Source organism: Roseateles sp., assembly GCF_036486225.1.
GTDB lineage: Bacteria > Pseudomonadota > Gammaproteobacteria > Burkholderiales > Burkholderiaceae_C > Roseateles.
In genome coordinates, this window is sequence record NZ_DASVNZ010000244.1 from 1 (window position 1) to 13,079 (window position 13,079).

Genomic DNA, 13,079 nt, shown 5'->3' on the forward strand with positions numbered 1-13,079 from the left:
GTCCAGGCCCAGCCCGCCGCACAGGCGTCGCCGGATCCGGACGCCCGACCCGTGCCGCCCGCGCCGCCCGCCGTCGTGCCGCCCGTTCCGCCGACGCCGCCGGTGCCCGACGTCGCCGAACTGATCGCCGAATCCGGCGTCGCGATGCACATCCTCAGCGCGGAACGCGTCGTCAAGGGCGCGCCGTACTGCGCCCAGGCCGTGCATGAGACCGTCCAGCCGCTGGCCGACGGCAATCGCATCGTCCATCAGCAGACCAGCCAGCTGTGCCGCGACGGCGAAGGCCGGACGCGCCAGGAAGTCGAACGCCAGGGGCGCAAGGTGGTCTATCTCCGCGACGCCGTCAGCGGTGAGAACTGGCTGCTCGATCCCGAACGCAAGACCGCGCGTTATCTCGGCGGCGGCCGCGTGGACGCCGAGGCCCAGCGCGAGTACGGCGAACGCATGCGCGAGTACCAGGACAAGATGCGGGACTACAACGACAAGATGCGCGAGTACGGTCGACGGATGCGCGACTGGGCGCGCGAAAACTTCGGCCATGGCGAGACGGCGCAGCGCGCCGAGGCGCCGAAACCCCCGAGCGCCCCGGCCGCGCCGGCGGCACCCACGGTTCACGTCAACACGCGCATCGCGACGCCGGTCGTGATCGCCCCGGGTGAAAGCAGCCAGGAGGTCCGCGTCATCCGCGTCGAGACGCCGCCGGGTTCCCTGGGTCCGATGGCGCCGATGTCGCCCCTGCCCCCGGGGGTGGCGATGCGGATCGAGCCGCTGATCCTCAACGGACAGGACACGCCACCGAACAACCTGCCGCCCAAGGAGATCGACGGCCTCAAGGTCACCGGCGGACGCACGACGCGCACCATCCCCGCCGGCAAGATCGGCAACGAGAAGCCGATCGTGATCTCCCGCGAGGTGTGGACCTCCCCGGACCTCAAGGTCACCGTCAGCGTCCAGACCAAGGATCCGCGCAGCGGGGAGCAGAACTATCAGTTGCGCAACATCCGCCGCGCCGAACCCGAGGCCACGCTGATGCGCGTGCCGGCGGACTACGCGAAGACAGGCCTGCCGAAGGCGCGCACGCCGAAGGACGGCAAGGAGAGCAGGGACAGCAAGGAGGGTTGAGTCCGCCGGTCGGCGGCGCGTCGACAATGCCTCTTCGATGACCGCGCCGCCCTCTCCGCTCCCTCCGAAACTGATCCTGCAGACGCTGAACCGCGGCGACGGCCTGCTCGGCCTGCGACCGCACGGCAAGCTGGGCCCACGCGGCGATCGCGTGTCGCTGCTGCGGCTGGAACGCTGGCCCTCGAATCCCGCGGCGCTGGAGCAGTGGCAGGCGCTGCCGCTGCACCCGGTGGATGTCGAGATGCTGCAATGGCGCGACGCCTCCTTCGGGCGAGGCCTGACCCCGTGCTGGACGCTGGAGCAGGAAGACCTGTTCCCCGACTTCGCCGCCGACGAGGTGCCCCGGTTGCGCAAGCTCGGCTGGGAGATCGACTTCCTGCCCGGCTTCGCGCACCACAGCGTCGCGATCGACGCGTGGTCGCTGGAGATCCAGCCGGAGGACCAGGAGCCGGTCGACGTCCAGACCGCCATCGCGCCTGGCGCGGGCGACCGCCTGCCGACCCTGGCGCTCTCGCGCCGCAAGGGCTCGTGGATGCTGAGCCTGGGCGTGACGGTCCAAGGTCAGCGCGTCGACCTCGCGCCGATGATCTGGGACCTGTTGCGCAAGGACCGCCGCTGGCTCTATGCCGACGCAATCGCCGGCATAGCCGACGACGCCATCATCAGCTTGAAGGCGCCCGGCGGACGACGCCTGCATTCGACGGCGGCGCCGCTGAAACGCCTGATGCTCAACCTGCTGGATGTCCTAGTCGCGCAACGCTCACGGCGCGGCCCGGTGAAGCTCACTTCGTGGGAGGCGGCGCGGCTGGCGGCGCTCGACGTGCCGGACAGCCGCTGGCAGGTCTTCGGCGCCGACGAGCTGCGTACGATGTGGGAACGCCTGCGGGACGCGGGTCCGCCGCCGGCATCGATCGCGCCGGACGGTTTGGGGATCACGCTGCGCCCCTATCAACTGCAGGGTCTGGCCTGGCTCCAATATCTGGCGCGCCAGGAACTCGGCGGCATCCTGGCCGACGACATGGGCCTGGGCAAGACCGCGCAGGCGCTGGCCCATCTGATGGTCGAGAAGCAGGCCGGGCGGCTGACGGCGCCGGCGCTGGTCGTCGCGCCGACCTCCCTGATCTTCAACTGGACGCAGGAAGCCGTGCGGGTCGCGCCCGATCTGCGGGTGGCGACCTTGTCCGATCCGGCCGAGCGCGCGCAGGTGATGAAGCGTCTCGGCGACATCGACCTGCTGCTGTGCAGTTACGGCCTCGCGTGGCGCGAGGTGCGCGCGCTCTCGAAGCCGAAGTTTTCGGTGCTGGTGCTGGACGAGGCGCAAGCGGTGAAGAACCCCCGCTCGCGGGCGGCGCGGGCGCTTCGCCGGCTCCAGGCGAACCAGCGCCTGGTGCTCACCGGCACGCCGCTGGAGAACCACCTCGGCGAGCTCTGGACCCAGTTCGACTTCCTGATGCCGGGCTACCTCGGCGAGGCGCGCTCCTTCGCGCGGCACTGGCGCAAGCCGATCGAGCAGACCGGCGACGCGCGGCGCGCCCGGGAGCTGGCCTCCCGGGTCCGGCCCTTCATCCTCCGGCGCCTGAAGGAGGAGGTCGCCAAGGACCTTCCGCCGATGACCGTCCTCACCCAGCGCATCCCCTTGCAGGGACGTCAGCGCCAGCTGTACGAAAGCGTCCGGATCGGCGCCGACCACCTCGTGCGGCGGCTGTTGAAGGATTCGGAGATCTTCGGTACCGGCCTGATGTCGGTGCTGGACGCGATGTTGAAGCTGCGCCAGGTCTGCTGCGATCCGCGGCTGGTGCCGGGCATCACGCTCCCCCAGGGGATGGAAGCCGCCAAGCTGGCATGGATCCAGGAGAAGGTGCCCGAGATGATCGCCCAGGGGCGGACGATCCTGATCTTTTCCCAGTTCACCGGCATGCTGGCCCTGATCGAGGACGCGATGGCCGAACTGCGGATCCCGCTGATGAAGCTGACCGGCGAGACGCCGGAAGGCAGGCGGGGGGAGGTGGTCCGGCGCTTCCAGGCGGGCGAGGCGCCGCTGATGCTGGTCAGCCTGAAGGCGGGGGGTGTCGGTCTGACGCTGACGGCGGCGGACACCGTCATCCAGGTCGACCCCTGGTGGAACCCGGCGGTCGACGCGCAGGCGCACGCGCGGGCGCACCGGATCGGCCAGACCCGTCCGGTGTTCGTTCATCAGCTGGCGATCGAGGGCTCGATCGAGGAGCGGATGCTCGAACTGCAGGCCCGCAAGCGGGCGCTGGCGGACGGCCTGCTGGGCCGCGATGGGGGAGAACGTCTGGAGAAGTTCAGCGCCGACGAGATCGACCGGCTGCTGGCGCCGTTGCAGTCTCCGGACGACGAGGACTGACGGCGCGAGGGGACAAGCGCGGTGAGGGGGTCGGGGCCGCCGCCCGGAATTGGGGCGGCCCGGCTCCCGGAATCAGCGCTTGCGGTCGAAGCGCAGGGCGCGCGCGACGCTGCGGCGGTCGCAGCCCAGGCTGGCGACTTCGAAGGCTTCGTGCTTGCGACCCTTGTCGTGCTGCGCCAGTTCCGGCATCGGCAGGCGGCGCGGCTGGGATTCGGTGCGGGTTTGGGACTTCATCATGGTCGGGGACCTTCTTGGCTTTCAGGCGGCGTGGCGGGGGAAGACCGCTTGCAATGACCGCTTTGTGCCAGCTAACGCAAGCCGTCGGGAGGTCGTTGACAGCCTCCTCACAAATCTGAACAAAGCTCGCGCCATCGGCACGCGCCAGGCACCAAAACGGTGCTTTGGACGTATTGCGAACAGATTCGAGCCGAAGACATCTCGGCTAAGCTCCGGGCCCATGTCCGCCATTCCCTCTTCCTCGCCCGTGCCGGCGCCCGCTTCCGAGGGGTCGTCCGACCTGCTGGTCGCCTGCCTGTGCGCCGCCTGGTGCCGGACCTGCGACACCTATCGGGACGACTTCGCCACGCTGCGCCAGCAGCATCCGGGCGCCCGGTTCCTGTGGGTGGACATCGAGGACGATTCGGAACTGGTCGACGATCTGGAGGTCGAGACGTTTCCGACGCTGCTGATCGGCCAGGGGGAGCGGGTGTGCTTCATCGGGCCGGTGCTGCCCGGGCCGGCCGCGGCCCAGCGCTTGATCCAGGCCGCTCAGGACAACCCGGCGATGTCCGCCGCCAGTCCCAATGCGCCGGCCGGCACAGCCGCGGCCGCGCAATCGCTGCTGTCGCGTCTGCGGCAGTCCTGCTGAGCGGTTCCCCGACCCCGCGCGCTGCGCGCGCCCCTCACCCCCACCCTCTCCCGCAAGCGGGAGAGGGAGTGAGAATGCACCGAGCCATTCGTAGCAGGAGCACTGGGGTGGCACCCTCTCCCGCACTGCGGGAGAGGGTGGGGTGAGGGCCAGCGGCGGCGGAAGTGCGGCAGCCCGAGCGAGAATGACTCACCGCCAACCCCAAGGTCGGCTGTCCGCGCGACCCGCGGCAGGCCGGTGCATCGATGAACGTCCAATTCAAGAACTCGGTGGCTCGCGCCACGCCCATCCTGGCGCTAGATCGCGCCGCCTACCAGGCCCTGGCCCCGAAGCTGCCCAAGCGCACCCAGCAATGGCTGGCGACCTTGGGCTTCTCCGCCGCGCCGGACACCTTCGCCCTGGTGCCGGGCGAAGACGGCAAGCTGGCGCAGGTCTTCGCCGGCGTGGCCCACGCCGCCCACCCGTTCGCGCTGTCGGCACTGCCGCTCGCGCTGCCTGAAGGCGCCTACACGCTCTCGCCCGACGGCCTGCCGCTGCAGGACGAGGCCGCCGCCCTGTCCTGGGAACTGGGCTGCTACCAGTTCGACCTCTACAAGCCGCGCAAGCGCGAACCGGCGCAGTTGCTGATCAAGAGCAGCCCGGACGGCCAGCGCGGTCTGGCGATCGCCACCGCGATGACCGCGGTGCGCGATCTGGTCAACACGCCTGCCGAGCACATGGGGCCGGAAGAGCTGTCCAAGGCCGCGGCCGTCGTCGGCAAGCAGCACGGCGCGAAGTTCAAGGAGATCGTCGGCGACGACCTGCTGAAGAAGAACTTCCCGGCGATCCACGCCGTCGGCCGCGCGAGCACCCGCGCGCCGCGCCTGATCGAGCTGAACTGGGGCAGCGACAAGCATCCCCGGCTGACCCTCGTCGGCAAGGGTGTGTGCTTCGACACCGGCGGCCTGGACATCAAGCCCGCCGACGGCATGCGCCAGATGAAGAAGGACATGGGCGGCGCGGCCAACACGCTGGGCCTGGCCACGCTGATCATGGCGCTGAAGCTGCCGGTGCGCCTGCAGGTGCTGATCCCGGCGGTGGAGAACTCGATCAGCGGCAACGCCTACCGTCCGGGCGACGTGATCAAGACCCGCGCCGGCCTGCACATCGAGATCGGCAACACCGACGCCGAAGGCCGCGTGATCCTGTGCGACGCGCTGGCCTACGCCACCGAGTCCAGGCCCGAACTGATCATCGACCTGGCCACGCTGACCGGCGCGGCCCGCATCGCGCTGGGCGCGCAGCTGCCGGCGCTGTTCTCCAAGCACATGGACACGGCGCGCGATCTCGTCGACCTGGGCCTGAAGATGGACGACCCGCTGTGGCACATGCCGCTGTGGGCGCCGTACAAGGAAGGCATCACCTCCAGCATCGCCGACATCGTGAACACCGGCCGCAACGCGCTGGGCGGCGCGATCAACGCGGCCCTGTTCCTCGAGGCCTTCATTCCCGCCGAACAGGACTGGCTGCACATCGACCTGTTCGCCTGGAACGACATCGCGAGACCGGGTCGCCCGGTCGGCGGCGAAGCCCAGACGATCCGGACGCTGCTGGCCTACATCGAGGAACGTTTCAGCGCCTGATCACTCCCCCGCGCGCAGCCACGCGGCGGCGCGCTCCGCGATCATCAGCGTGGGCGAATTCGTGTTCCCGCTGGTGATCGTCGGCATGACGCTGGCGTCAATGACGCGCAGACCGGCCACCCCACGCACGCGCAGGCGGCTGTCGACGACGGCAGTCTCGTCGTCCGCCCGGCCCATGCGGCAGGTGCCGACCGGATGGAAGATCGTCGTCGCGATGTCGCCGGCCAGGCGGGCCAACTCCTCATCGGTCTGGAACTCCACGCCCGGCTTGTGCTCGCGCGGCCGGTAACGCGACAGCGCCGGCTGCTCGACGATGCGCCGCGTCAGTCGCAGACTGCGCGCAGCAATCTCGCGATCCTCGGCGGTGCTGAGGTAATTGGGCGCGATCAGCGGCGCATCGGCCGCATCCGCGCTGCGGATCGCCACCGTGCCCCGGCTCGTGGGATTCAGGTTGCAGACACTGGCCGTGAACGCGTTGAACGCGTGCAGCGGCTCGCCGAAGGCGTCCAGCGACAGCGGTTGCACGTGGTACTGCAGATCGGGCCAGTCCTTGTCCGGTCCGCTCTTCGCGAACGCGCCGAGCTGCGAAGGCGCCATGCTCATGGGCCCGGTGCGGCGCAAGGCGTACTCGAGTCCGATGCGCGCCTTGCCGAACCAGCTCGACGCCAAGGTGTTGAGCGTGCTGACGCCGTCGACCTGGAAGACCGCGCGGATCTGCAGGTGGTCCTGGAGGTTGGCGCCGACGCCGGGCAGGTCCTTCACGACCTCGATGCCGTGCTGTTGCAGCAGCGCCGCCGGCCCGAGGCCCGACAGCTGCAGCAGCTGCGGCGAACCGATCGCCCCGGCCGCGAGCAGCACTTCACCGCCCGGGTTCAAGCGGACCGTCTCCAGCCCCTGAGGCGTGCGCACGAGCACCCCGTCGCACCGGACCGCTCCGTCGACCTGCTCGAACAGCAGCCGCTGCGCGTGCGCGCCGGTCCACATCTCGAAGTTGGGGCGCCGGTAGCAGGCCGGCCGCAGGAAGGCCTTCGCCGTGTTCCAGCGCCAGCCGTTGCGCTGGTTGACCTCGAAGTAGCCGACGCCCTCGTTGTTGCCGCGATTGAAGTCCGGCGTCGCGGGAATGCCGGCTTCCTGGGCCGCCGCCGCGAAGGCGTCCAGCACTGCCCAGCGCAGCCGCTGCTTCTCGACCCGCCACTCTCCGCCGTGCCCATGCATGGCAGGGTCGAAACCGGGCGGACGTTCGGCGCCGTCGTCCAGTCGCCAATGGTCCTCATGCTCACGGAAATACGGCAGCACCGCGTCCCAGCGCCACGCCTCGTCGCCGGCCGCGTCGGCCCAGCCGTCGTAGTCGCGGGTCTGGCCCCGCATGTAGATCATCCCGTTGATGCTCGAGCTCCCGCCCAGCACCTTGCCGCGGGGGTAGCGCAGGCTGCGCCCGTTCAGGCCCGCGTCGGGCTCCGTCTTGAACAGCCAGTCCGTGCGCGGATTGCCGATGCAGTACAGGTAGCCGACGGGGATGTGGATCCAGTGGTAGTCGTCGCGGCCGCCGGCCTCGAGCAGCAGCACGCGCTTGGACGTGTCGGCGCTGAGCCGGTTGGCGAGCAGGCAGCCGGCGGTGCCGGCGCCCACGACGATGTAGTCGAAGCGGCCCGAGGCGGTCTCGAGCGCCGCTTCGCGGTCTTTGCTTGGGTTGTCTCCGCCCATGTCTCTCTTGTCGTGACGGGTCTGTGAAGACCCATGCTGACCGAGCCACGGGCGGCAGGCAACCACGTTGTCACCAAGAGCCGATGGGCTCTTCTTCCGGCCGCTCCGCAGTGCGCCCGTTCAGCGCGTACCAGTCGATGCGCCGCGTCAGCGTCATGACCGCCGCCAGCACCGCGAAGAGCAGCGAGGCGCCGACCACCAGCGAGGCCTTCTCCAGGTTCAGCAGGATGAACAGCGCACCGTAGAGCACCGCCACCAGCGCGCCGAACCCCAGCCCGCGCAGCGCCGTGCCGAGCATGGCCGCCCCGTAGAAGGTCAGCAACCCGATCGCCGCGCCCGCCGCCAGCGCATAGGACAGCGCGAAGCTCAGGTGTTCCGACAGGCTGAGCAGCAGCAGGAAGAACAGCGTCATCGCCAGACCCACCAGCAGGTACTGCACCGGGTGGACGCGGCGGCGTGACAGCAGTTCCAGCAGGCCCACGCTGACGAAGGTGAGCACGATGAACATGAGGCCGTACTTGATGGCGCGGTCGCTCATCACGTAGGGGTTGACCGGGTCGATCATGGAGAACGCCAGTGTGTCGGCCACGATGCCCGAGGCTTGTTCGCGCCCGGGCACCGGGTTCGGTGCATAGGCGCGACCGGCATCGGGGTCGCGCTCGACACCGGGCAGCGAGAACCCGGCCAGCAGGTCACGCGGTGCCGTCGTGGCGAGCTCGGTGACCTGCCACTGCGCCTCGAAGCCGCGCTCGCTGATGGTCTTGGACATCGGGAGGAAACGTCCGCCGAAGCTCGGATGCGGCCAGTTCGAGCGCAGCTTGACCTGTGTCACCGAGGCGGCGGGCACGATGCCGAAGTCCGTCATTCCCACCAGGTTGATCGCGAACGACAAGGTCAGCGGCTGATCCACCGCCTGGTCCGGAAGCGACGCATGGAAGCCGTGCGCATAGCTGTCATGACGGGTGCCAGGCCGGACCTGCAGGGCCTGGGCGCCGCGCTTGACGTTCACGGCGCGCAGCCCCCGGGCGTCGCTGACGGCGAACATCACCCGCGGGTCCTCGCAGCTGACCTCGCCCTTGTGTTCCGCCACCGGCGTCAGCGCGCCGAGCGAGGCCCATTGCGCCTGCAGCGTCACCTCGCCGGCGTAGCCATTCACCTTGAACAGGCCGCGCTCGCGCTGCTCCTGGTTCAGCGCACCGTCGACCTTCAGTTCGGTCGGCACCGCCGAGAGCACGAAGTCGCGCCGCTCCGGGGTCTTCGTGAGGTCCTTGCCAGTGCCGCTGACGGACTCCCACTCCTCCGTGCAGCTGCGTTGCACCATCGGACCCAGCAGGACCTGCGGCCCCGCCTGGGCGGCGGCAACGCCGGCCTCGGCAGCGCGCTGGCGATTCTGGCGCTCGTCCACCAGCCAGCCGATCCGCAACAGCACGAACAGCAGCATCAGCGTCACGCCGCCCAGGATCACCAGCTTCCACCACAGCGCCTTCATCTGCATCTCCTTCTCCTTGCCCATCGGCAGTCCACGGAAGGCAGCAGTCTCGGCAGCGGTCGTGAGCTCAGGACGAAGTTTGTGAGGTCGCGGTGAAGAGCGGGAAGGCGAGCCGTACCCGCAGGCCGGGTTCGGCGGGTTCGAAGCGCAACTCGCCGCGGTGCAGGCCGGCGATCTGGCGCACGATCGCCAGGCCTAGGCCGGACCCCTTGCGCAGGCTGCCCGGCCGGGCGGTCGAGAAGAAGCGCTCGCCCAGTTGCGCGAACGCGCCTGCAGGCACGCCGGGGCCGTGGTCGCGCAACTCGAAGAAGGCGCGGGAGCCGTGCGCATCGGTGGCGGACTCGATGCCCACCTGCAGCGCCAGTTCGGAACCCGCCGGGGCGAAGTCGATCGCGTTCGTCAGCAGGTTGCTGATGGCCAGCGCCAGCATCTCGGCGTCGGCCTGCAGCGCCACCGCGTCGCGGCGCAGCCAGCGCACCGCCAGCCCCTGCTGGGCCAGCCGGTCGCCGAGCAAGGACAACGCCTCGTCGACCGCACCGACCAGCGCCACCGGGCGCGGATGTTCGGGCCCGCGACTCAGTTCCAGCGTGGACAAGGCCAGCAGCCGCTCGACCAGTTCCGTCATGCGCTCGCTCTGCGACACCACCTGCGCGGCAAAGCGCTGCCGGTCGGCGTCCGGCAGTTCATCCTGGAGCAGTTCGCCCGCGCCGCGCAGCGCCGCCAGCGGGCTCTTGAGTTCATGGGTCAGCGCGCGCACCAGGTGTTCGAGGCGTTCCCGACCGTCGAGCCGCTCGCGCATCGCATCCATCGCCTGGGCCAGGTCGCCCAGTTCGCCGGGCACCTTCGGCGGCGCCTGCCGCTGCCCGAGCTGGACCTCCTGCGCATACCGCCGCAGCCGCCGCACCGTGAGGATCATCCACGCGGTCACGGCCACGCCGACGGCCAGCGACACGGCCAGCAAGCCCAGACCGGCGATCCAGATGCGACGCTCGGCGCGGAAGATGATCTGCTGCACGGCGGCCGCCGGCTTGGCGACGGTGACGACGCCGATCGTCCGTCCGTCCACGCGCACCGGCGCTGCGACGTACATGACCGGACTGCCCTGCGCGTCCTTGCCGTTGCCCAGGTCGCCGGCGTTGCCGTAAGGCGTCAGCCGCTCGGGCGTCGAGCGCGCGCCGTACTCGCCCCGGAGCGTACGGGCCACGTCGTTCCAGGCCGAATAGTCCTGGCCCACCGCCGGGATCGGGCTGGTGTCGAGCACGACGCGCCCGGCCTGGTCCGTCACGTAGATCCGGAAATCCAGCGTGCGCTTGCGGGCGCTGAGGATGCGGGCGTCGACCGGGCGCTCGGCATAGTCGCGCACCCGCTGCGCGAAGCGCGTGCCAGTGAGGTCGCCGCCGGGCGGCATCGCGGCGAGGTCGTCGCGCGCCAGCTCCGCCACCAGGTTGGCGGTGTCGACCATCATGTCCTCCATCACCTCGCGCACGCTGGGCTTGAATTCGCCCAGCACGACGCGCAGCAGGATGAAGGCGCTCAGCCCCGCCACCAGGAAGAAGCCGAGGAACAGTCGCAGGCCGAGGCGCATCCGCCGTCACTCCAGCGAATAGCCCATGCCGCGGTGCGTGCGGATCGGGTCGAGGTCGGGCCGCACCTGGCGCAGCTTGGCGCGCAAGGTCTTGATGTGGGTGTCCACGGTACGGTCGCCACTGTCGGCGTCCATGCCCCAGACGGCGTCGAGCAGGCTGTCCCGGCTGTGGATGCGTCCGGGCGCCTTCAGCAGTTTCAGCATCAGGCCGAGCTCGCGGCGCGTGAGCGGCAGCAGCTCGCCATGGAAGCGCACGCGGGAGCCTTCGGCCTCGACGACGAAGCCGGCCACCGCCGGCGCGGCCGGTTCCGCCGGTGCCTGGGCGCGGCGCAGGAGCGCCCGCACCCGCGCGACCAGTTCCCGGTTGCTGAAGGGTTTGGCCAGGTAGTCGTCGGCGCCCAGCTCCAGGCCCAGCACCTTGTCGCCCTCCTCGCTGCGGGCGCTGAGGACCAGCACCGGCAGGCGCGCCAGCGGGCCCTGGCGCAACTCGCGGCACAGGTCCAGGCCGTTGCCGTCCGGCAGGCCGACGTCGAGGATCGCCAGGTCCGGCGCGTTCGCGGCCAGTGCCGAACGCGCCTCGTGCAGCCAGCCGCAGGCGCGGACCCGGTAGCCCTCCCGCTCCAGCACGAAGCAGACGGTCTGGGCGATCGCGGGGTCGTCCTCCAGCAGCAGGACCTGGCCCGCAAACGGTGCAGGCGACGGCGGAGACGAAGCGGGCGACGTGGCGGTGGAAGACGTGCTCATGTCCGCGATCATCGCGGACTTGCGCCGGGCTTCCCGTCGGCCAGCCCGCGCAGGTAGCGCAAGCCTTCGGCGGCGCGCGGGCCGTACCAGCTGATCAGCTCGCCGTCGACCAGCCGCACCCGGGCGTTCGGACAGAGCGCTTGTGCCTCGGCCAGATGCTCCTCGCCGAAGCGGTAGGGCTCGGAGCTGAGCAGCAGCTCGTCGATGTCCGCCAGCCAAGGTTCGTCGCCGGTCACGACCGGGTAGCGCGCCGCGCCGTGCGGACCGCCGTCGACCGGCGGCCAGGTGTGCCATCCCACCTCCGCGAGCATGCGAGCGATGTAGGTGTCCCGGGCCACCGTCATCCAAGGCGCGCGCCAGATCAGGTAGAGCACCCGGCGTCCGGCCTGCGCCGCGGGATGGGAGGCGACGAAGGTCCGGCAGGCCGCGAGTTCCTCCCGCAACCCGGCGGCGAGGCGTCCGGCCCGGTCACGAAGATCGGGGACATCCGGCAGCGCTCCTTCGAGGTAGGAAATTTCGTCCGCCGACGCCACTTTTCTGCCGACGGGTTCAGACCTGACCCCCAGTTCGGCGGCAAAAACCTCCACCATCTCGACGATCTGCGCGATCAAGCGGAGGTTGTCTTCCGGGCCGCACGGGTGCGTCACCACCAAATGGGGGATGAAAGCGCGCAGGGCCTCCACGGTCTCGAGGCGGTTCTCGTCCACGTTGACCACCACATGGGTGGGGGCCAGCGCCCTGACCTTGGGGAGGTTGACGTCCTTCGTCCCACCGATCTTTGATATTGCTGACACCGCCGGCGCGGGGTGAATGCAAAAACCGGTGCGGCCGACGATCCAGGGGCCCAATCCGAGTGCGAACAGCAGTTCCGTCACCGAAGGGACGAGCGAGACGATGCGCAGACGCGGCGTGGCGGCAAGCTCGTCCGGAAGGGGGAGTGGCGGTGCGATGGGCGACACGTTGTGCGATTTCAGCAGGATTGCATCCGCATAGTGGAAAACACCGAGGCAGATCGGACGACTCGGGAGTCTGATTTGCCCCACCAAAGCGCCGGAGGCGGAGATTGTTGAGCGCTTCCGACACTGCTCGGGGTTTGTGCGCATAAGCTGAAAAACAACAACCAGCTTGACGCGTTGCGAACCGCCAATCCTGTCACACATAATCGGATCGCCTGAATGCAGCGCCTTCGTATGAGTGGTTCACGATGGGTTGAAGCAGCACATTGGGTTATTTGGTTTTGAAAGGGCTTCCCCCATGGGAAACAAGCTATACGTGGGCAACCTCGCCTACAGCGTGCGAGACGAGTCGCTCCAGGAGGCATTCGCGCCATTCGGCACCGTCATTTCCGCCAAGGTCATGATGGATCGTGAGACCGGACGTTCCAAGGGCTTCGGCTTCGTGGAAATGTCGACGGACGATGAAGCGCAGGCTGCCATCAACGGCATGAACGGTCAGGCCCTCGACGGCCGCGCGATCGTTGTCAACGTGGCTCGTCCGCGTGAAGACCGTCCGGGCGGCGGTGGCGGCTTCGGCGGCGGCGGTGGCCGCAGCGGTGGTGGCGGCTTCGGCGGCGGCGG

The 13,079-nt window shown here is 69.7% G+C and carries 11 protein-coding genes; 5 read left to right on the forward strand and 6 right to left on the reverse strand.

Going from position 1 to position 13,079, the window contains the following annotated elements; translation table 11 throughout:
- Together VF536_RS16300 and VF536_RS16305 are read left to right on the forward strand one after the other, a co-directional pair.
- On the forward strand, positions 1-1,122 hold a 1,122-nt coding region (locus VF536_RS16300; protein WP_331615914.1), incomplete at its 5' end, for a hypothetical protein.
- A gap of 37 nt (positions 1,123-1,159) precedes the next feature.
- Complete coding sequence (locus VF536_RS16305) at positions 1,160-3,490, forward strand: DEAD/DEAH box helicase (RefSeq protein ID WP_331615915.1); 2,331 nt, start codon at positions 1,160-1,162, stop codon at positions 3,488-3,490.
- A 72-nt stretch (positions 3,491-3,562) separates the two neighbouring features.
- Here VF536_RS16305 and VF536_RS16310 read toward each other — a convergent pair whose 3' ends face one another.
- Complete coding sequence (locus tag VF536_RS16310; RefSeq protein WP_157522821.1) at positions 3,563-3,727, reverse strand: hypothetical protein; 165 nt, start codon at positions 3,725-3,727, stop codon at positions 3,563-3,565.
- Positions 3,728-3,947: 220 nt separating this feature from the next.
- Here VF536_RS16310 and VF536_RS16315 point away from each other — a divergent pair, with 220 nt between their 5' ends.
- The gene (locus VF536_RS16315) at positions 3,948-4,358 is read left to right on the forward strand and encodes a thioredoxin family protein (protein WP_331615916.1); all 411 of its coding nucleotides are present in this window, start codon (positions 3,948-3,950) and stop codon (positions 4,356-4,358) included.
- 245 nt (positions 4,359-4,603) lie between these two features.
- Entirely contained in the window at positions 4,604-5,980 is a 1,377-nt protein-coding gene (locus tag VF536_RS16320; RefSeq protein ID WP_331615917.1) for a leucyl aminopeptidase family protein, read from the forward strand.
- On the opposite strand, the gene VF536_RS16325 is transcribed toward VF536_RS16320, so the two are convergent.
- The 5 genes from VF536_RS16325 to VF536_RS16345 all read right to left on the reverse strand — a co-directional run bounded on the left by VF536_RS16325 (position 5,981) and on the right by VF536_RS16345 (position 12,461).
- Positions 5,981-7,684, reverse strand: a complete 1,704-nt coding sequence (locus tag VF536_RS16325) for a GMC family oxidoreductase (RefSeq protein WP_331615918.1) — start codon at positions 7,682-7,684, stop codon at positions 5,981-5,983.
- Between the two features lie 70 nt (positions 7,685-7,754).
- Positions 7,755-9,197 (reverse strand): cell envelope integrity protein CreD, encoded by a 1,443-nt coding sequence (gene creD / locus VF536_RS16330; RefSeq protein WP_331615919.1) that lies wholly within the window; start codon positions 9,195-9,197, stop codon positions 7,755-7,757.
- Between the two features lie 43 nt (positions 9,198-9,240).
- Complete coding sequence (gene creC / locus VF536_RS16335) at positions 9,241-10,758, reverse strand: two-component system sensor histidine kinase CreC (protein ID WP_331615920.1); 1,518 nt, start codon at positions 10,756-10,758, stop codon at positions 9,241-9,243.
- 6 nt (positions 10,759-10,764) lie between these two features.
- Positions 10,765-11,502, reverse strand: coding sequence for a two-component system response regulator CreB (gene creB, locus VF536_RS16340; protein WP_331615921.1), 738 nt, complete (start codon positions 11,500-11,502; stop codon positions 10,765-10,767).
- Positions 11,503-11,510: 8 nt separating this feature from the next.
- Positions 11,511-12,461 (reverse strand): helical backbone metal receptor, encoded by a 951-nt coding sequence (locus tag VF536_RS16345; protein ID WP_331615922.1) that lies wholly within the window; start codon positions 12,459-12,461, stop codon positions 11,511-11,513.
- A gap of 295 nt (positions 12,462-12,756) precedes the next feature.
- On the opposite strand from VF536_RS16345, the gene VF536_RS16350 reads away from it, so the two are divergent.
- The coding region (locus tag VF536_RS16350; RefSeq protein WP_331615923.1) for an RNA-binding protein at positions 12,757-13,079 on the forward strand (323 nt) is incomplete at its 3' end.